This window comes from Alkalibacterium sp. s-m-28 (assembly GCF_054658175.1).
The window spans coordinates 74,878-95,694 of the sequence record NZ_BAAGIQ010000001.1; the positions used below are offsets into that span (position 1 = coordinate 74,878).

15 protein-coding genes are annotated in these 20,817 nt (G+C 45.0%); all 15 read right to left on the reverse strand.

From position 1 onward, the window contains the following. Positions 1-28: 28 nt before the first annotated feature. The 15 genes from lepA to ACYQ4S_RS00465 all read right to left on the reverse strand — a co-directional run bounded on the left by lepA (position 29) and on the right by ACYQ4S_RS00465 (position 20,811). Positions 29-1,852, reverse strand: coding sequence for a translation elongation factor 4 (lepA, locus tag ACYQ4S_RS00395; RefSeq protein WP_459768614.1), 1,824 nt, complete (start codon positions 1,850-1,852; stop codon positions 29-31). A gap of 243 nt (positions 1,853-2,095) precedes the next feature. Further along, the gene (dnaJ, locus tag ACYQ4S_RS00400; protein ID WP_459768616.1) at positions 2,096-3,259 is read right to left on the reverse strand and encodes a molecular chaperone DnaJ; all 1,164 of its coding nucleotides are present in this window, start codon (positions 3,257-3,259) and stop codon (positions 2,096-2,098) included. Positions 3,260-3,426: 167 nt separating this feature from the next. Next, positions 3,427-5,253, reverse strand: coding sequence for a molecular chaperone DnaK (gene dnaK, locus ACYQ4S_RS00405; protein ID WP_459768618.1), 1,827 nt, complete (start codon positions 5,251-5,253; stop codon positions 3,427-3,429). A 33-nt stretch (positions 5,254-5,286) separates the two neighbouring features. Further along, positions 5,287-5,859: a nucleotide exchange factor GrpE gene (gene grpE / locus ACYQ4S_RS00410; RefSeq protein ID WP_459768620.1), complete on the reverse strand. Its 573-nt coding sequence runs from the start codon at positions 5,857-5,859 to the stop codon at positions 5,287-5,289. A gap of 21 nt (positions 5,860-5,880) precedes the next feature. Next, positions 5,881-6,909, reverse strand: coding sequence for a heat-inducible transcriptional repressor HrcA (gene hrcA, locus ACYQ4S_RS00415; RefSeq protein ID WP_459768621.1), 1,029 nt, complete (start codon positions 6,907-6,909; stop codon positions 5,881-5,883). Between the two features lie 154 nt (positions 6,910-7,063). Further along, positions 7,064-8,020: a bifunctional riboflavin kinase/FAD synthetase gene (locus tag ACYQ4S_RS00420; protein WP_459768623.1), complete on the reverse strand. Its 957-nt coding sequence runs from the start codon at positions 8,018-8,020 to the stop codon at positions 7,064-7,066. A 12-nt stretch (positions 8,021-8,032) separates the two neighbouring features. Further along, on the reverse strand, positions 8,033-8,947 hold the full coding sequence (truB, locus tag ACYQ4S_RS00425; protein WP_459768624.1) for a tRNA pseudouridine(55) synthase TruB: 915 nt from the start codon (positions 8,945-8,947) through the stop codon (positions 8,033-8,035). 117 nt (positions 8,948-9,064) lie between these two features. Beyond that, positions 9,065-9,421 (reverse strand): 30S ribosome-binding factor RbfA, encoded by a 357-nt coding sequence (rbfA, locus tag ACYQ4S_RS00430; protein WP_459768626.1) that lies wholly within the window; start codon positions 9,419-9,421, stop codon positions 9,065-9,067. A gap of 48 nt (positions 9,422-9,469) precedes the next feature. Then, positions 9,470-11,935, reverse strand: coding sequence for a translation initiation factor IF-2 (gene infB / locus ACYQ4S_RS00435; RefSeq protein WP_459768628.1), 2,466 nt, complete (start codon positions 11,933-11,935; stop codon positions 9,470-9,472). A gap of 21 nt (positions 11,936-11,956) precedes the next feature. Then, positions 11,957-12,256: a L7Ae/L30e/S12e/Gadd45 family ribosomal protein gene (locus ACYQ4S_RS00440; RefSeq protein WP_346024023.1), complete on the reverse strand. Its 300-nt coding sequence runs from the start codon at positions 12,254-12,256 to the stop codon at positions 11,957-11,959. Beyond that, positions 12,246-12,542, reverse strand: coding sequence for an RNase P modulator RnpM (rnpM, locus tag ACYQ4S_RS00445; protein ID WP_346024024.1), 297 nt, complete (start codon positions 12,540-12,542; stop codon positions 12,246-12,248). Before rnpM ends, ACYQ4S_RS00440 begins: the two co-directional genes overlap by 11 nt. A 23-nt stretch (positions 12,543-12,565) precedes the next feature. After that, a complete protein-coding gene (nusA, locus tag ACYQ4S_RS00450; protein WP_459768631.1) occupies positions 12,566-14,002 on the reverse strand; it encodes a transcription termination factor NusA in 1,437 nt (478 codons plus the stop codon). A 39-nt stretch (positions 14,003-14,041) separates the two neighbouring features. Continuing rightward, on the reverse strand, positions 14,042-14,512 hold the full coding sequence (gene rimP / locus ACYQ4S_RS00455) for a ribosome maturation factor RimP (RefSeq protein ID WP_459768633.1): 471 nt from the start codon (positions 14,510-14,512) through the stop codon (positions 14,042-14,044). Positions 14,513-14,675: 163 nt separating this feature from the next. Next, positions 14,676-19,007 (reverse strand): PolC-type DNA polymerase III, encoded by a 4,332-nt coding sequence (locus tag ACYQ4S_RS00460; RefSeq protein ID WP_459768635.1) that lies wholly within the window; start codon positions 19,005-19,007, stop codon positions 14,676-14,678. A gap of 91 nt (positions 19,008-19,098) precedes the next feature. Then, positions 19,099-20,811 (reverse strand): proline--tRNA ligase, encoded by a 1,713-nt coding sequence (locus ACYQ4S_RS00465; RefSeq protein ID WP_459768637.1) that lies wholly within the window; start codon positions 20,809-20,811, stop codon positions 19,099-19,101. Positions 20,812-20,817: the final 6 nt, after the last annotated feature.

Genomic DNA, 20,817 nt, shown 5'->3' on the forward strand with positions numbered 1-20,817 from the left:
TAAGTGACTAATATACTTTTCAATACACTTATTCGTCATCCAAGTTAAGAACAGACATAAACGCCTCTTGCGGAATTTCCACGTTTCCGACGTTCTTCATTCTCTTCTTACCGGCTTTCTGTTTCTTCAGAAGTTTTTGACGACGGGTGACGTCTCCTCCGTACAACTTGGCCGTAACGTCTTTACGGTAGGCTTTAACGGTTGAGCGGGACACGATGTTCTGACCAATGGCAGCCTGAATTGGAATTTCAAACTGCTGTCTTGGAATCGTCTGCTTCAGCTGTTCCACAACTGAGCGTCCTCTGGCGTAAGAGAAGTCCTTGTGCACAATGAAGCTCAAGGCATCGACTTTTTCTCCGTGAATCAGGATATCCATCTTGACCAGGTTACTGACGCGGTATCCGGCTTCCTGATAGTCCAGTGACGCATAGCCTTTAGTGCTTGATTTCAGACGGTCGAAGAAGTCATAAACGATTTCAGACAGCGGCATGTAGTACATGACGTTGACTCGAATGTCGTCTAGATATTCCATCGTGATGAAGTCGCCACGCTTACGCTGAGCGATTTCCATTACGGCACCAACATAATCATTTGGTACGGTAATCGTCGCTTTGACGTAAGGCTCTTCTACTGATTCGATTTCCTGTGGTTCTGGCATATCCGCAGGGTTTGAAACAGTGATCTGTTCGCCATCGGTCTTGTTGATGTGATAAATAACAGATGGTGCTGTTGTAATCAGATCAAGGTTGAATTCACGCTCCAGACGTTCCTGGATGACATCCATGTGAAGCATGCCAAGGAATCCACAACGGAATCCGAATCCTAGAGCCTGAGACGTTTCTGCTTCGAATTTCAGTGCTGCATCATTAAGCTGAAGACGTTCAAGCGCTTCACGCAAGTCTTCATATCTTGAAGAATCCGTCGGGTACATGCCGCAGAATACCATCGGCACCATTTCACGGTAACCAGGCAGCGGCTTGTCTGTCGGATTGTTGGCTAAAGTCAGCGTATCCCCTACTTGGGTATCCTTGACGGTCTTGATGTTAGCTGTGACATATCCGACGTCTCCAACCATCAGCGCGTCTCTTTCGACTGGCTTAGGTGAATGCACACCAACTTCAGTGACTTCAAATTTCTTGCCGTTACTCATCAGTTGAATCGTATCACCTTTTTTGAGTGTACCCTCCATCACTCGGATGTTCAGGACTACCCCTCTATAGGCATCATAGGCAGAATCAAAGATCAGAGCCTTCAGCGGATTGTCGATGTCCCCTTCTGGTGCAGGTACTTTCTCCACGATCTGTTCAAGGATCTCTTCGATCCCTATTCCACTTTTAGCACTGGCTGGGACAGCTTCACTTGCGTCCAGTCCAATGATGTCTTCAATTTCTTTTCTTACACGCTCAGGATCTGCAGCAGGTAAGTCGATCTTATTGATGATCGGAAGGATTTCCAGTTCATTATCCAGTGCAAGATAGACGTTAGCCAGCGTCTGTGCTTCAACGCCTTGTGCCGCATCTACCACTAGAATGGCTCCCTCACAGGCAGCCAGGCTACGTGAGACTTCGTATGTGAAGTCGACGTGTCCAGGTGTATCGATCAGATGAAGGATATAAGTTTCCCCATCTTTAGCCTGATACTGTACTTCAACTGTATTAAGCTTGATCGTGATTCCACGTTCTCTTTCCAGATCCATGGAATCAAGGAGCTGATCCTGCATTTCACGGTCAGCCACTGTATGAGTCAACTGAAGAATTCTGTCAGCCAGCGTAGATTTCCCGTGGTCGATATGGGCAATGATCGAAAAGTTTCTGATTTTCTTCTGTCGTTCTCTTGCTTGTTTTTTATCCATTGCTATATTTTCCTCATTCCTCTAAAAACATTCCTTACTATTATACCAACGATGGCAAGAGAGTACAATGTCTGCCTGACCTCCTGAATGATCTTGGTCTCTGTTGTGACACATTATAACCTGAATGCTTTCACATTTATTGACTCACATCTTCAGCTGATCGATTATATCATTTATACGATAAAAATCACGCTCTCATTAATACAGACATACTGGCCTGCTTTAATGAGAGCGCGTATCACTTTATTTATTCTTATCCTTAAAGGCGTCCTTTACTTTCGAAAAAAACGAGCCATCCCCTTGCTCGACCACGTCCTCATACTCGCTGGCCTGTGCAAAGCTTCTCAGGTGTTTAGCCTGTTCTTCAGTGACTTTTTCAGGAACAACGACACGGACTTTGATGTGCTGGTCTCCATTGCCTGTTCCTCTCAGTCTTGGTGCACCTTTGCCTCTCAGTCTGAACGTTGTACCTGGCTGAGTTCCAGCCGGGATCTTGAACTTCACTTTGCCATGTACAGTCGGCACTTCAAGCTCATCACCCAAAGTAGCCTGAACGATATTGATCGGTAGCTCGTAATATATTTCTGATCCTCTGCGGTCAAACAGTTCAGAAGGCTTGACTCGGAATACGACATACAGATCACCATAAGGTCCACCGTTGACTCCGGCATCTCCCTGATTCTGTACGCGCATCTGATTGCCGTCTTCAACACCGGCAGGTACAGTCACTTTAACAGAATGCTGTTTTTTATTGTGTCCTGTTCCATGACAGGTCGTACACTTCTCTTTGATTTCCTGTCCGGACCCATTACATGTCGGGCAGGTCTGCTGAGTCATGACACGTCCGAACGGTGTGTTACGCTCAACGTTTACCGCACCGGCACCGTGACACTGCGAACAGGTCTGCGGGCTGGTACCTGGTTTTGCTCCGGATCCGGCACACGTATCACACGTTTCTTCACGATTGTATCGAATCGTTGTTTCTTTACCAAAAACAGCTTCTTCAAACTTAAGATCCATGACATACTGCAGATCCTCACCTTGACGGGGTGCATTCGGATTACGGCGTCTTGAACCTCCCCCACCAAAGAACTGATCGAAGATATCTTCGAATCCGCCGCCGAAGCCACCCTGGCCACCGCCGAACCCGCCACCAAAGCCACTGCCTGCACCGAAGTTCGGATCTGTTGAGGCATGTCCATACTGATCGTATGCTGCACGCTTCTGGTCATCACTCAACACTTCATAGGCTTCTGAGATTTGCTTGAACTTCTCGTCGGCATCTGGAGCGTCACTGATATCCGGGTGGTATTTTTTAGAAAGCTTTCGGTAAGCTTTTTTAATTTCATCTTTAGAAGCATTTTTAGAAACTCCTAGTAGGTCATAAAAATCTTCTTTTTCAGGCATACTATCCCTCCATTGCTACTGTCACGCGTCTCTGTAGAGCTGAGTCCTACGACTGTTAGGCTTCTTGCACAGCAGCTACAGGGGCTCTGTATCTCTTTTCAAAAAGAAAGAAAGCACTTGTTTGTGGTGCTTTAAAAGTGCTTTCTTCTCTTCTAATCTTACTTCAATTATTCTTCGTCGTCTACTTCTTCAAAGTCTGCATCGACAACGTTGTCGTCTGTCTGAACATCGCCTTCTGCTCCTTCAGCTTCCGCCTGCTGAGCTGCAGCCTGTTCGTATAGTTTGACTGACATTTCCTGAACGATTTCATTCAGTGCGTCACGCTTCGTCTTGATTTCATCAATATCATCGTTTTCAAGTGCAGTTTTCAGCTCGTCACGAGCTTCCTCAGCTTTCTTGATGTCCGCTTCGTCAGCTTTACCTTCGAGCTCTTTCAAAGTCTTGTCAATCTGGAAGACAAGCTGGTCAGCTTCATTACGCAGTTCAACTTCTTCTTTACGTTTTTTGTCTGCTTCAGCGTTTTCTTCTGCTTCTTTCACCATACGCTCAATTTCTTCTTCAGAAAGACCAGATGAAGATTTGATTGTGATTTTCTGTTCTTTACCTGTTCCCAAATCTTTAGCAGAAACATTTACAATACCGTTCTTGTCGATATCGAATGAAACTTCGATTTGAGGCACACCACGTGGTGCTGGTGGAATATCCGTCAGCTGGAAACGGCCAAGTGTTTTGTTGTCTTTAGCCATTGGACGCTCACCTTGAAGCACGTGTACGTCAACCGCAGGCTGGTTGTCTGCAGCAGTAGAGAATACTTGAGATTTACTTGTTGGGATCGTAGTATTTCTCTCAATCAGTTTAGTAAATACTCCGCCCATTGTTTCGATTCCTAATGATAGAGGGGTTACGTCAAGTAGAACGATGTCTTTTACTTCTCCTGAAATAACTCCACCTTGGACAGCTGCCCCCATAGCAACAACTTCATCAGGGTTTACAGAACGGTTAGGCTCTTTTCCTGTTTCAGCTTTAACAGCTTCAACAACAGCTGGAATACGTGTTGATCCTCCAACAAGGATGACCTCGTCTATGTCAGATTTGGATAGTCCTGCATCTTTAAGTGCCTGACGAACAGGATTCTTCGTACGTGTTACCAGGTCATCAGTGATTTCGTCGAACTTGGCACGCGTCAGAGTCATTTCAAGGTGCAATGGACCTGATTCTCCTGCACTTATGAATGGCAAGCTAATTTGTGTAGAAGATACACCTGACAAATCTTTTTTAGCTTTTTCAGCTGCATCTTTCAGACGCTGAAGAGCCATTTTATCTTTACTTAAGTCAACGCCGTTTTCTTTCTTGAATTCAGCAACTAGATAGTCGATGATTTTTTCGTCAAAGTCGTCTCCACCCAAGTGGTTGTCTCCGGCAGTTGCCATAACTTCGAATACGCCGTCTCCCAGTTCAAGGATAGATACATCGAATGTTCCGCCACCTAAGTCAAATACCAGGATTTTTTCGTCTTTATCTACTTTATCCAGACCATAAGCAAGTGAAGCAGCAGTCGGTTCGTTTACGATACGGTCAACTTCTAAACCTGCTATTTTACCAGCATCTTTTGTAGCCTGACGCTGTGAATCATTGAAGTATGCAGGAACAGTGATGACTGCGTTAGTTACGTCTTCACCGAGGTAGTCTTCTGCATAATCTTTCAGGTGCTGAAGAATGAATGCTGACACCTGCTGAGGAGTATACGTCTTGCCTTCAGCTTCAACTTTAAAATCTTCACCCATGTGACGTTTGATAGAGATGACAGTGTTCGGGTTTGTGATAGCCTGACGCTTAGCCACTTCCCCTACTTGAATTTCTCCATTTTTAAATGATACAACAGATGGTGTTGTACGGTTTCCTTCTTTATTAGGAATAATTTTAGCTTCTCCGCCTTCAAGGACAGAAACAGCTGAGTTTGTTGTTCCTAAGTCGATTCCGATTACTTTACCCATATTCAAATCACCTTTTGCTTTCTATAGAATTTTTTATAATGTAACTGATACTTTGGCTGCACGTAATACACGATCGTGCAGTTTATAGCCTTTTTCAAACACCTGGGCCACTTCATTGCTGCCCTGGCCTTCATTTGCCGGCACCTGCGTATAAGCTTCGTGATAGTTAGGATCAAATGGTTCCCCAACTGGATCGATCACTTCGATGCCTTGTTTTTCAAACGCCTGCTGAAGGCTGTTGTATACCATCTCAATACCTTTTTTCAGGTTCTCCCCTGCTTCAGTATCGACTTCGATACTCAGAGCACGTTCGATATTGTCCAGTGCAGGAAGCAGTTCTTTCGCCAGAGACTGTGAGCTGTAGCGAAGAAGATCTTCGCGGTCCCGCTGATTACGTCTGCGGATGTTTGCCAGTTCTGCCTGAAGACGATAATACCTGTCTGTCATGTCGTCCAGTTCTTTCTGCTTTTCTTCCAGTTCAGAAGAGCCGCTGCTCTCTTCTTCTGTGGACTGATCATCGTTTTCAAGCTGAACGTCTTCGTCAGCTGTTTCTTCCTGTTTTGACGATACGTCTTCATTCAACTCTTTTTCATCTTTTTCATCCACGTGACATTCCTCTTTTCCTTATTATTCCAGGTAGTAATTTAATAATGTGTGTGTCAGCTGTTTTCTGAATACATCCAGCACGCCGAATGTCTCATCGTAGGACATGCTGGTCGGACCTAACACGGCAAGTATCCCTCGGCCATGGCCGCTGACCTGATATGCTGCGGTCACCAGACTGAAGTTGGTAAACAGTTCGTTGTCGAATTCGTCACCTATCTTCACGACGAAATCTTCATGAATCGGATCGATCAGCACATTGAGGTTTCCTTTATTGTCCAGTAGAGAATATAAGGATTTAAGCTGCTGTTTGTCCATATCTTCAGTGAAATCCAGCAGATTCATCTTGCCGGAAACATGATAACGGTCTTCTGCAGAAGCATTGAACGCCGATTCAAGCGACAGATACATATCCATCGCATTGGACGCATACTTTCTGATCAAGAACGGAATATCCTGTTCCAGTTTTCTAGCGACCTCCATTAAAGGCAGGCCGACCAGATGCTGATTGAATATATTGGCCACTTTGACCAGACCAGACTCATCGATCGGTTTCGGCAGTCTGAAGACTTTATTCTCGATCAGTCCGCCATCTGTCTGAACGATTGCCATGATCAGATTATCATTCAAGGCAACCAGTCTGAATCCGGTCAGGCGACTGGACTCGGCTTTCGGCCCAAGAACGATCGCAGTATAACTGGTCAAGTCGGACAGCAGCTTGGCTGACTGATTCATGATATCATCCATCTGCCTGACATGATTACCAAGGACTTCATTAATGATCTGCAGCTTGTCCTTCGCTACTTCCTGAGGTTTCACGAGATGATCGATGTAATACCGGTACCCTTTCATCGACGGAACACGTCCTGAAGACGAATGAGTTTTCTGGATGAATCCAAGTTTTTCAAGAAAGCTCAGTTCATTTCTGATTGTTGCGGAACTGGCATCGATAGCCGTTTCAGTCATGATTGTTTTCGACCCGATTGGATGCCCTGTAGACGTATAGAGTCTGATGAGAGCATCAAGTATATTTATTTGCCTCTTTGTCAACATGTGCATCACTCCTTGGCACGAAGACAGACTTCAAACGTAATGGTTTACTAGCTGAACACTCACACCGCTTCAATTCATTCATTAAATTAGCACTCGAACAAACCGAGTGCTAACACATTTATAATTTATCAAATAGACACTTGTCTGTCAACAATTAAATCTGATTTATTTTGACCTTTGCCAAACAATCCCTTGCTTCTATCTCGTCCTGGTCCAGTCTTTCAATAAGAGCATCGACAGAATCGAACTTGATTTCGTCTCTCAGATACGAGACCCATTTAATAGAAACATCCTCACCGTATATTTCTTCGCTGTAGTCAAAGAGATGGACTTCGATCGAATAGCTCGGCCGATGACCGAATGTCGGATTATAACCTATAGAAGCCATGCCGTCATGCCATTTTTCATTGACAAGCATTCTGACAGCATAGACGCCACGTTTAGGCACCATGACGTACGGGTGTGGATAGATATTTGCCGTAGGATAGCCGAGATCTCTTCCTCTGGCATCCCCGTGAATCACGAAGCCGCTGGTTTCATAGACGTATCCCAGTAGATTGTTCGCGCGTTCGATTTGTCCTTCACCAATATAGCGTCTGATGCGAGTCGAACTGATTTTGTCCCGTTCATCCTGCATTTTTTCAACTTTAATAATATCAAAGCGCCCATCTGCATACTCATGCAAGGTATCCATATTGGCTAAGTGGGCTTTGCCGTAAGTATAATCAAACCCGGCAACGACGATTTTAGCATGCCAGTTTACGATATATTCATCTACAAACTCCTGTGGTGATAAGCGGCCGAAACTGGACGTGAAATCGACTTCATAGAGGATATCAACGCCTAAATTTTCCATGATCTTTTCTTTTCGATTTAGCGGGGTCAGATAATTATGCTTATCCGGATCGAAGCTGCGGTAAACGAAAGCCGGGTGTCTGTTGAATGTCATGACTGCCGATTTCATTCCTTTTTGAGCAGCTATCTGTACGCCTTTTTTAATGACGGCCTGATGTCCACGGTGCACTCCATCAAAGAAACCCAGGATCAGAACGATATCGCCAGAGTATATATCTTTTTTATCATATGGGTGATGAATGTTAATTATTTCCATGAGTTCCACCTACTATTCATTTCGTAAGACTTTTATCGGTTTGATAAACTGACTTTTACTTGGATGTGAGCCATAAATAGCAACCGCTTTGTTCTCTTTCATAAAAACAAGTCGGTCGGATTCATCCAGTATATAGTCTGCTTTATCCAGTAGTGCACCATTCTTGACCTTAGCATATTCTTCATCCGTAAGGTCGTGTTTCTTTATTTCGGTCAGCGCACTCTCCAGTGGAAACAGCGCCTCGTCTAATTTATCGTCTTCCATAAGCTGCTTTACCTCAGCTAAAGTTAAGGCCTGTTCGCTGGAATAGCCGCCGCTGGAGATACGTGTAAGCTGAGACATGTGCGAGGGATAACCCAGGGCCTGGCCTAAATCTACGGCTAATGTACGCACATATGTCCCTTTTCCGCAACGGACTTCAAAAGTGAAACTTAAAGTCTGTTCCTTTTCATCAAATACTGGATCTGACGTCCTCTGATAATCATGCACCTCAATAGTCCGTGTCGGACGTTCGACTTCGATCCCTTTTCTGGCATACTCATAAAGTCTTTTTCCGTTGACTTTAACTGCGGAATACATTGGAGGGGTCTGTTCAATCTCCCCGGTCAGCGCAGCAAGCGCCGCATCGATTGACTCGCGAGAAACACCTTCTGTAACTGGTCTCGTGTCGACAATCTCGCCGGAGCGGTCTTCAGTCGTAGTCGAGTAACCCAGTGTAATTTCTCCTGTATAGATCTTGTCAGAGTCCATCATGTACTCGATCATTTTAGTGGCTTTTCCTATTGCTACTGGAAGTACCCCGTCCACATCTGGATCCAAGGTTCCGGAATGGCCCACCTTTTTTGTCTTTAAAATCTTTCTCAGCTTGAATACCACGTCATGACTGGTCATTCCTGCTTCTTTCCATATAGGCAGTATCCCTTCCATGATTTCCTCCTTCTGACCTGCTTGTTTATGTACTGGCAAAAGAAAAGAGAATCGATGTTTAAAAACAAAGATTCTCTTCTTTACTGCTCAGTCGATCGCTTATTTGGTTAGAGAAACTTATTCCTCATGTTCTTTTTTTATTTGATTGAGAAGTGAGTCGATCTTGTTTCCATAAGCAATCGATTCATCTCTTGAAAATTTCAGTTCAGGTGTCTTATACAGAGTCAGACGGCTGCCCAGTTCCTTACGAACCAGTCCAGTTGCTTTATCAAGACCTTCCTGAGTGCTTTTTATTTCACTCTCGTCTTCAGACAATGTGCTGTAAAAAATCATAGCCTGTTGAAGATCGCCTGTGACGTCTACACCTGTTACAGTCACTCCATCAACTCTGGGATCTCTTACTCGTTTACGGAGAATGTCTGTTACTTCCTTCTGAATTTCCTGAGATACTCTACCTACTCTATAGTTCGGCAATGTATTCACCTGTCCTTTTTAAATAGTTTCGGATCTGATGAGATATGTTTATTTTCTTTCGATTTCAACCATTTCGTACGCTTCGATTACGTCATCAACCTTGATATCGTTATAGCCTTCGATCGTCAATCCACACTCATATCCGTTTCTTACTTCTTTTGCATCATCTTTGAATCGTTTCAAGCTTGAAAGTTCCCCTTCATACTGTACAATACCATTTCTGATCAGTCTAACTGAACTGTTACGCTTGATCACACCGTCAGTAACAAAACATCCGGCAATCGTTCCTACTTTAGACACATGGTAAGTTTCACGTACTTGAGCCTGACCGGTAACTTTCTCTTCGAATTCAGGATCCAGCATCCCTGTCATTGCAGCTTCGATTTCATCAATCGCATCATAGATGACACGGTGAGTACGGATATCCACTTCTTCGCGGTCTGCACTTTCTTTCGCCTGAATCGTCGGACGAACATTGAACCCGATAACGATGGCAGAACTTGCAGATGCCAGAGTAATATCACTTTCGTTGATGGCTCCAACTCCAGTGTGAATGATGTTGACTTTAACGCCTTCAACTTCGATTTTTTCAAGACTGGCAGCCAGAGCTTCAACCGAACCTTGTACATCAGCTTTAACGATAACGTTAACTGATTTAAGTTCTCCCTCTTCCAGACTGTCGAATAGATTCTCAAGTGTTACTTTATTTGTAGTCGAACGCTGCGCTTCTGTTGCTGCAGACGCTCTGGATTCACCTACTTGACGTGCCGTCTTCTCATCTTCAAAGACAACGAAGCGGTCTCCGGCTTGTGGTGTTTCGTTCAATCCAGTGATTTCTACTGGTGTAGAAGGTCCAGCACTTTTTACTCGGCGCCCTTTATCGTTTGTCATAGTACGGACACGTCCGAACGTATTCCCGACAACGATTGGCTCACCTTGTCTAAGTGTTCCTTCCTGAACAAGCAGGGTAGCAATAGGTCCTTTAGCTTTGTCCAGTCTTGCTTCGATAACAGTACCGATAGCCAGACGTTCAGGATCAGCTTTCAGCTCCTCTACTTCTGCAACAAGCAGGATCATTTCGAGCAGTTCTTCCAGATTCTGGTTGAATAGTGCTGAAATCTGAACAAAAATCGTATCTCCGCCCCAGTCTTCTGGAACAAGTTCGTATTCGGTGAGTTCCTGCATCACGCGGTCCGGATTGGCACCCGGCTTATCAACTTTATTGACAGCTACGATGATCGGCACACCAGCTGCTTTAGCATGGTTGATCGCCTCAACCGTCTGTGGCATAACCCCGTCATCAGCCGCAACAACGATGATTGCGATATCTGTGATGTCTGCTCCTCGCGCACGCATAGTAGTAAAGGCAGCGTGTCCTGGTGTATCCAGGAAAGTGATCAGCTTGCCGTTTACGTCAACCTGATAGGCACCGATATGCTGAGTGATTCCGCCAGCTTCCCCTTCTGTTACATTAGTTTCTCGAAGAGTATCAAGTAAAGTCGTTTTTCCGTGATCGACGTGTCCCATGATAGTAACAGTCGGCGGACGGGTAACAAGGTTTTCTTCTACTGGTTCCTGTTCAAAGAAGGTATCGAAGTCAGTCAGATCGATCTGAACTTTTTCTTCTGTATCCATACCGTATTCGGCTGCAAGAAGTTCAATTGTTTCTTTATCCAGAGACTGGTTCTGAGTAGCCATGACTCCCATCATGAACAGCTTCTTGACGATTTCAGCTGGTTCACGGTGAATCTTCTTAGCCAGCTCTACAATCGTCATGCCGTCAGTATATTCAAGAACTTTTGGAAGCTCTTTGAATTTACGTGGGGTCGCAGGTGTCTGTGACTTCTGATTCTTTTTTCCTTTACGCTTGCGTCCTGCAGGTCCGCCATGAATCCCGCGGTGCTGACGCGAGTTGCGTTTTTTCTTATTGTCGAACTGCTGTTTCTGTTTCTCGTCAGTAGTACGTTTAGGAGCATCTGCCCCTGCACGGTTAGCGTCCGGTTTCTTATTCGTATTTCTATTTTGTGATGATGGTTTAGTATTAGACTTATTTATGTTGGATTGTCCTTTTCTATTGTTGGATTTAGTTTCTGACTTGCTGCTTGGCTGGTTGTCAGAAGACTTACTGTTTGGTCGGTTGTTCGGTCTGTTTGAGTTGGCAGACTGATTCGATTTGTTCGATTGAGCCGGTCGGTTGTTCTGCTGTGACCTATTTGAAGCAGTCGATTTTTTCTGCTGATTGCGGTTTGCATTCTGATTCGCCTGGCCAGTCCTACTGTTGTCCGATCTGCTTGTATTCTGAGCAGATACTTTTGACCCAGACTGGGAAGATTCAGCTTTTTTCTGAGGTTTAACCGGTTCTTTAATTGCTTTAGCCAGCTTGTCCACATCCCCATCGTTCATTGTCGACATGTGACTGCTGTATTTGATCCCTAGACCTTCTGCTGTTTCCAGTACTTTCTTGCTTGGTACATCATTTTCCTTCGCGAATTCATAGACTCTTTTTTTGCCCATTTAATCACCTTCCCATTCATTTTACAGCAATTTTTGAAGGGAATGCACAAATCCTTTATCTAAAAGGGCACATACTGTCCGATCCTTCCCTAAAGCATGAGAGAGCTCTTCTCTGGAGAACTCTGTTACAACTGGGACGTCGTAATGCTCACACTTATTCAAAAATTGCTTTCTCGTGTTCTCACTTGCATTTGATGCTAAACATACTGTTTTTGCTTTTTTAGATCTGACTGCCTGAAGCACCAAGGCTTCTCCAGATATCAGCTGACCAGCTCTCTGGGACAGGCCTATCAGATTTAATGCACGTTGTTTATTGTTCATTTTCAATTTCCATCCGCGCTTGTCTGTACTCGATATACTCGATCAGCTCATCATAAAACGACTGCTCGATCGTTGCGTTCAGCGCCTGGCTGATCAGTTTTTTGTCTTTCGCTTTCTGAACCAGCGCAGTGTCGAGGGAGATGTAGGCTCCTCTGCCATTCTTCTTGCCCGAAGGATCGATGGATACGGCTCCGTCCTTGCTTCGGACCAGACGTACCATCTCTTTCTTAGGCTTCATTTCTCCAGATGCAATGCATTTTCTCATTGGTACTTTACGATTCTGCATGACTGCCCACCTTAATTGATCTCTTAACTTCCCAGGTTCTCATCATCTTCTGAGAATGTCGCTTCTTCGATTTCTTCCATTGATGCTTCGGTTGCATCCTCTTCGCCTCTGCCGTCTCTTTCTTCAGCAAATTCGATCAGATCTTCTGCATCGTTTGAGTCAAGTTCACCAGACTGAAAGTCTGTTTCCATGACAGGTTCTCCCGGCTGTGCATCAGGCTGATCGTTATCTTGAGCATACACAGTAGAATCTCCTGCGTCAGAGACTTCTTCTTCATCAAGTGCTTCAACTTCTATCGTCTCATCTTCAGAAAACAGTGTATCTGCATCAGCTAAGGCATCTGCCTGCTGCACTGCTTCTTCGCTGTCATCGTTCAAAGCATTAAAGAAAGAATCGTCTTTAAGCTCTTCTGCTTCTTTGGCAAGAGCTTCCATATCAGATTCGGATTTGATGTCGATCTTGAAGCCAGTCAATTTAGCTGCCAGACGAACATTCTGTCCACGCTTACCGATAGCCAGTGACAGCTGATAGTCCGGGACAACGATCACACATGAATGCTGATCTTCATCAAACTGAACATCAATGACCTGAGCCGGATTTAAAGCATTTTTGATATAAACTGAAGGGTCTTTGTCCCATTCGACGATATCCATGTTTTCGCCGTTCAGCTCATTAACGATGGCTTGTACACGAGACCCTCTTGGTCCAACACACGTTCCGACAGGGTCGACATTTTCATCTCGGGACGACACAGCAATCTTCGCACGGTCACCAGCTTCTCTTGCAATCGATACGATTTCTACTATGCCATCGTAGATTTCCGGCACCTCCTGTTCAAACAGACGCTTGATCAAGTTCGGATGTGTCCGGCTGACAAAGACTTGAGGTCCTTTTGTCGAATTCTCTACATTGCTGACGTATACTTTGATACGGTCATGTGTTGCATACGTTTCATTTTCAATCTGATCACGCTTAGAAAGAACAGCTTCCACTTTTCCTAAGTTGATGTAGATGAACTTGCTGTCCTGACGCTCGACGGTGCCCGTCATCAGATCATCTTCATAGGCAATATATTCGTTGTAGATTATTGAACGCTCGGCTTCACGCATTCGCTGCATGATCACTTGCTTCGCTGTCTGAGCTGCAATCCGTCCGAAGTTCTTAGGCGTCACTTCAAACTTGATCTTATCTCCTACTTCGTAAGCTTTGTTTCGTTCACGTGCTTCTGTCAGGCTGATTTCCAGCTGAGAGTCATACACATCTTCTACCACTTCTTTAACCTGGTTGACCGTAATCGTACCGGTATCTTCGTCAAAGTTCACTTCAACGTTCTGGGACGTCCCATAGTTACGCTTGTAAGCTGAAACGAGTGCAGCTTCCAGTGCATCGATCACGATTTCTTTGGAGATGCCTTTTTCCTGTTCAAGTGTCTCAAGAGCAGCTGCCAATTCTTTACTCATATTTATACCCCTTTATAAAGTAGTTACTTTTTATCTGAATTAAAATTCGATGGCGTATCTCGCCTTAGCGACCTGACCTTTAGACAGAACCAAATCTTTCCGGCGTGTCTTGATCATAACTTCCATAACCAGTTCATCGCCGTCGTAGGATTTCAGATGACCTTCATAGGCATCGAATCCTCCAATTTCACCATTTAATGCCACATAGATGTACTTACCGACAGCTTTCTCGAAATCTTCTTCTGTTTTTAAAGGACGTTCCGCTCCCGGTGAGGACACTTCCAGATAATAAGCGTGCGGAATCGGGTCTGGTTCAATGGCATCCAGTGTCTCTCCAACTTTTTCGCTGAACAGGGCACAGTCATCAAGATCGACACCTGCTTCTTTATCGATATATAATCTTAAAAACCAGTTTTTACCTTCTTTAACGTATTCCACATCAACTAGTTCATATCCTAATTCATCTGCCAATGGCTCTGACAGTTCTCTTACTTTGTCTATTGTATTCAAACACTTCACTCTCCTCTCAAATGAGTACGATGTTGTCGCAGCATTCGTCAAGGCTGTGAAAAAGAGTGAGCGGATTCGCTCACTCTTTACACGGTCTATCTTGCTCGATTCGTCTACTAGTGTACCACACCTGCCTAAACAAGGCAACTTTAACGGCATCAGACTAGATGTCGAACAAAGAAAGCTGATTTTCGTCTGGAAGTCCTTTTAAGGCCTGGTTCGTTTCTAGATATTCCATTACGGTTTTTGAGACTTTCCCTCTTCTTGAAAGATCTTCTTTTGAAAGGAAAGGCTCGTCTTCTCTAGCCTCTACGATCGCTCCTGCTACACTTGCTCCAAGAGATGGGACAGCTCTGAATGGTGCGATCAGTGCATTGTCTTCAATGATAAAGTCAGTAGCGTGTGATTTGTCCAGATCGACCATCTTGAATTCAAAGCCTCGCTCGACCATTTCGTTAGCCAGTTCCAGTACCGTCAGCAGGTTCTTTTCCTTCGTACTGGCATCCATCCCTTTATCCGTAATTTCTTTCATTCTTGACTTGATGCCGTCTTTCCCCTGGCACATCGCTTCCAGATCAAAGTCACTGGCTCTGATGGAAAAGTATGCGGCATAGTAGTAAAGCGGATAATGCACCTTGAAGTAGGCGACCCGAAGTGCCATAAGGACGTAGGCAGCTGCGTGGGCTTTAGGGAACATATACTTGATTTTCAGGCAGGAATCGATATACCATTCCGGCACGTCTTCTTCACGCATGACGGCCTGCCACTCATCCGGTATCCCTCGACCCTTACGAACATGCTCCATGATCTTGAAGGCTATGTCATCTTCTAATCCCTGATGCTGAAGGTAGACCATGATGTCATCACGACACCCGATTACTTCAGCCAGAGGGATGTTATGCAATCTAATCAGTTCCTCAGCATTGCCCAGCCAGACATCCGTTCCGTGTGACAGTCCGGAGATCTGAAGCAGCTCAGCAAAGGTCGTCGGATTGGTTTGCTCAAGCATCTGACGAACGAATCGTGTCCCGAACTCCGGAACACCCAAGGTCCCTGTTTTTGAATAGATCTGTTCTTCAGTGACTCCGAGAACTTCTGTGCCGCTGAAGAGTTTCATGACGCCAGGATCGTTGACAGGGATATCCAGAGGATCGATTCCTGAAAGGTCCTGCAGCTTACGGATCATTGTCGGATCATCGTGTCCCAGGATATCAAGTTTTAGCACATTGTCATGAATGGAATGAAAATCGAAATGCGTCGTTTTCCATTTAGATTCCTGATCATCTGCTGGATACTGCACTGGACTGAAGTCATAGACATCCATATAGTCCGGAATAACGATGATTCCACCAGGGTGCTGCCCAGTTGTCCGTTTGACACCTGTCAGCCCCTTGGACAGACGGTCGATTTCGGCTGATCTATAATGCAGCTGATGATCCCTCTCGAAACCTTTAACGAATCCAAAAGCAGTCCGGTCTGCAATCGTACCGATCGTACCGGCTCTGTAAACATATTCTTCCCCAAACAACTCTTTTGTATAGTGGTGCGCTGTTGCCTGATACTCTCCTGAGAAGTTCAAATCGATATCAGGGACTTTATCTCCTTTGAATCCCAGGAAGGTTTCAAACGGAATATCCTGTCCGTCTCTGTATAAGTCAGCCTGACAGTTCGGGCAGGCTTTCTCCGGAAGATCGAACCCCGACCCCACTTCTCCTTCAGTAAAGAACTCAGAGTACTGACAGCTGTTGCATCGGTAATGTGGAGGCATTGGGTTGACTTCTGTGATCCCCGTCATCGTAGCAACGAAGCTCGAGCCAACCGATCCCCTTGAACCAACGAGATACCCATCTTCAATACTCTTATGCACCAGTTTCTGAGAAATCAGATAGATAACGGAAAACCCGTTTCCGATGATACTGTCCAGCTCTTTCTCAAGCCGGGCTTCGATGATTTCCGGAAGCGGATCACCATAGAGACTGTGAGCCTTATCGTAACTCATCTGTCTGATCTCTTCTTCCGCACCTTCCATCTTAGGAGTGAAGAGATCTTTCTTCACTGGAGTGATGCCGTCTTCGATCTGACGATTGAGTAGCTGCGGGTTCTCTATGACGACTTCGCGGGCCTTGTCTTCTCCGAGGAAGCGGAACGCGTCCATCATTTCATTTGTTGTCCTGAAATGAACAGCTGGATTATTTCCTGGTGACGAAGCAACTGATGACTGTGTCTCCATCAGGATGTCACGGTAAACAGCATCTTCCGGATGAATGTAGTGGACATTCCCAGTCGCAATGACCGGCTTGTCCAGCTCTTCACCCAGTTTGATCATGTTGGTCAGAATATCTTCCAGATCAGCATCACTTCTGACCAGCTCCCGTTGAATCAGGTCACTGTATACTTCTTTGGGCATGATCTCCAGATAATCGTAAAACTCCGCAACTCTTCGGGCTTCTTCATAGCCTTTTTGCATCATCGCTTCAAAGACTTCCCCTTTTGAACAGCCAGATCCTACTATAATGCCTTCCCTGTGTTTTTCCAGTACAGAACGAGGCAGTCTGGGGACTCTGTAAAAATAATCCACTAGTGACGTTGAAATCAGTTTGAATAGATTCTTCAGTCCGGACTGTGAACTTGCCCATAAGGTCACATGGCTCGGACGGGAGCGTTTATACGCATCCCCCTCACCCATGAACTGATTTAATTCATCGTGATAATGGATGTTGTGTTCTTCCTGCGCCTTCTTGACAAAGATCCAGAGTAGATTACCGGTCGTCTGCGAATCATAGATCGCACGGTGGTGCTGTTCAAGATTGACTTTGAAGCGCTTGGCCAGCGTATTGAGTCGATGACTTTTGAATGTCGGGTTGATGAACCGTGAAAATTCAAGTGTATCGATGACCGGAAGGGTCGATACGTCCATCTTGTGTTTCTTGTATGCCGTGTTCAGAAAGCCCATATCGAATGAGGCATTGTGAGCAACAAGAATCGTGTCTTCAGAAAAAGCTCTGAACCGCTCCAGGACATCTTTTTCGGTCTTGGATCCCCGTACCATATCATCGGTAATGCCGGTCAGCTGAACGGTCGTTTCTGACAGCGGATGACCCGGATCGATGAACTCCTGAAACTCTTCCACCACATTTCCTTTGTGCATTTTTACAGCCGCAAGTTCAATTATGCTGTCATAAATAGCTGAGAGCCCTGTAGTTTCAACGTCGAATACGACATAAGTCGATTCATTCAGGTTAAGGTGGCTTTCATTATAAGCCACCGGCACTCCGTCATCGACCAGATTTGCCTCCAGCCCGTAAATGACTTTTATATTATTTTTCTGACCGGCACCATGGGCTTCTGGGAATGACTGACCACCTCCATGGTCCGTAATCGCAATGGCTTCATGTCCCCACTTGGCCGCCTGTTCGATCAGTGCAGTCGCCCCGGAAATCGCGTCCATCTGACTCATATTTGTGTGGGCATGCAGCTCAATGCGCTTGCTTTCCCCTTCGAACGTATCTTCTCTTTCAGCATGGAAGGTCTGAGTAATATCCTGTACGTTCATCACAAGATCCCTCATGAATGTGTCTTCCTGAATGCTCCCTCTGACCTTTACCCAGATACCGGGTTTAATCGCATCAAAAAGAGCTTCGTCTGATTCATTGTTTGAGAACCGTTTACAGGTAAAAGATGAAGAATAATCGGTAATCTTCATCAGAAGCAGTTTTCTTCCGGATCTCAGTTCTCTGACTTCAGAGTCGAATACATATCCTTCAAGCGTGATGCGTCGCTCTTCTTCAACAACTTCGATCATTTGCTTGACTTCTTCGTTAGCTGGGATAGCCCGTCCCAGTTTGATCGGGCCACTATGACTGTCTTCTCTGGACTGCTCTTTTTTCTTTTCGGCAGTTTCGATCATTTTCGTATACTCCTGAGCCATCAGCTGGTCATTTTCTTCTTTTTTAAGTTTGAATTCATTGACCTTATCCTGACTAGCCTGAGCATCTACTAAAGCCCTGACTGAAAAGGTTTCAGGAAATCCCAGTTTGTGATAGGCCTTGCTGATCTGAGGCAGGAAATCTTTGTCGTATTTGTCGAAAACAAGCTCCTGGTCAATTATGAACAGCCATTTTTTATCTTTAAAAACAGGAAAACGTTCTGAAAAAACCTGGTTGCAAATTGGTGAATCCACTCCACTTTGCTTGCACGCTTCATTCCAGTAATCTCTCACTTTTTCCACAGTGATAGTTGGCTCGCTAGTCCGGACAGTCAGGTTCACTTCACAAATCGCCTTGAACGATTCTCGGATGGCGTGACTGATGGTCAGATAGAGACGGTAAGGCAGAATGTTCGGAAATGTCAGAACAAGGTCCCATTTCTTCTCTCGTTTATAGACGGTGACTGATTCAACTTCACCCTTATGTATCCATTCTTTATCTTCATCACTTAATTCGACTTTTGTCTGTTTAAGAAGTGTCTGAAACAGTTCAGTTTTATTTAAACTCAAAGTAAATCCTTCTTTCTCCTGTCACTTTCCTACGATTATAGAACAGAAAACTGAGACAGTAAATGCCTCAGTTTTCATTTTAATCATTTAATTAGTTCTGATTGTTCATCAGAATATCGATGGTCTGCAGCACTTCATCTAGTCTGGCTTCGACCATTTCACCAGTCTTGCGGATGTTTATTTCTACTATACCTTCAGCTGCTTTTTTACCAACAGTCAGCTGTACCGGAATACCGATCAGTTCTGCATCTGTGAATTTAACACCAGGACGCTCATTACGGTCGTCCAGAAGAACTTTATAGCCTTTAGACTTGAAATCATCATAAAGGCGGAAAGCCAGTTCTTTCTGCTCGTCATTTTTCACTTGGACAGGGATAATATGCAGATCGAACGGGGCAACAGCGGCTGGCCACACCAGTCCTTTATCATCGGCATACTGTTCAGCAATAGCTGAAAGCAGTCGGCTGACTCCGATGCCGTAGCTTCCCATAATAACTGGCGTCTGTCTGCCATTACTGTCCAGAACGGTAGCATTCATAGCGTCGCTGTAACGTGTTCCCAGCTTAAAGATGTGCCCGATTTCAATTCCCTTGGTAAATTTCAGGCTGCCTTTCCCGTCAGGAGAAGGGTCGCCTTCCTTAACTGTACGGATATCGGCAAATGTTTCAACCGAAAAGTCTCGCCCTGGATTGACATTGGTTAGGTGAATCCCTTCTTTATTCGCTCCAGTTACGCCATTGACCACATCCTGAACATGCAGGTCTGCGATAATTCGAACTTCATCAGAGAGGTCGACCGGTCCAACGTAACCAGGTACTGTCTTGAAGATAGACTTGATCTGGTCATCCTCTGCAGGCACGACCTCTTCAGCTCCGATAGCGTTTCTAAGCTTGATATCGTTAACCTCCTGATCGCCTCTAACGATCGCAAGAACAGGCGTCTCATTATCTGCCATGTAGAGCACACTTTTGAGAAGCTGAGCTTTAGGTAAATCAAGGAACTCAGAAAGCTCCTGAATCGTTGTCGTATCGGGCGTGTCCACTTCTTTCATTTCAAGCAGAACATCTGTATTAGGTGACTGCTTGTATGCACTTGACGCCATTTCCAGGTTGGCTGCGTAGTCACTGCCGTCGGAATACACAACGGTATCTTCACCAGCATCAGCTAGAGCCATAAATTCTACGGAGTCTTTTCCTCCCATAGCCCCTGCATCACCGATGATCGAGCGGAAATTCAGCCCGAGTCTTTCGAATGCTTTTGTATAGGCCTGGGCAATCTGATCATAAGCTTCATCCAGACTTTCATAATTATCGTGGAATGTGTAGCCATCTTTCATGATGAATTCTCTTCCGCGCATCAAACCGAAACGGGGACGCTTTTCATCTCTATATTTAGTCTGGAACTGATAGAGGTGAAGCGGAAGCTTCTTGTAAGATTTGATTTCTTCACTGATCAGTTTGGCAAATGTTTCTTCATGAGTCGGTCCAAGAATAAAATCACGCTCGTGACGATCTTTAAGCTTGATCAGATCTTCCCCGTATGTTTCATACCGTCCGGATTCCTTCCATAAATCTGCAGGAAGTAGTGCCGGAAGAAGCATTTCTGAACCCTCAATCGCATCCAGTTCTTCACGTATAATGGCTTTGATGTTTTCGATGACGCGGTATGCCAGTGGTAGATAGCTGTATACCCCTGAAGATACCTGTCTGATGTATCCTGCTCTCAAAAGCAGCTGATGACTAATCACTTCAGCATCATTTGGAACTTCTCTTAATGTAGGTGCAAATAATTTTGACTGTTTCATATAAAC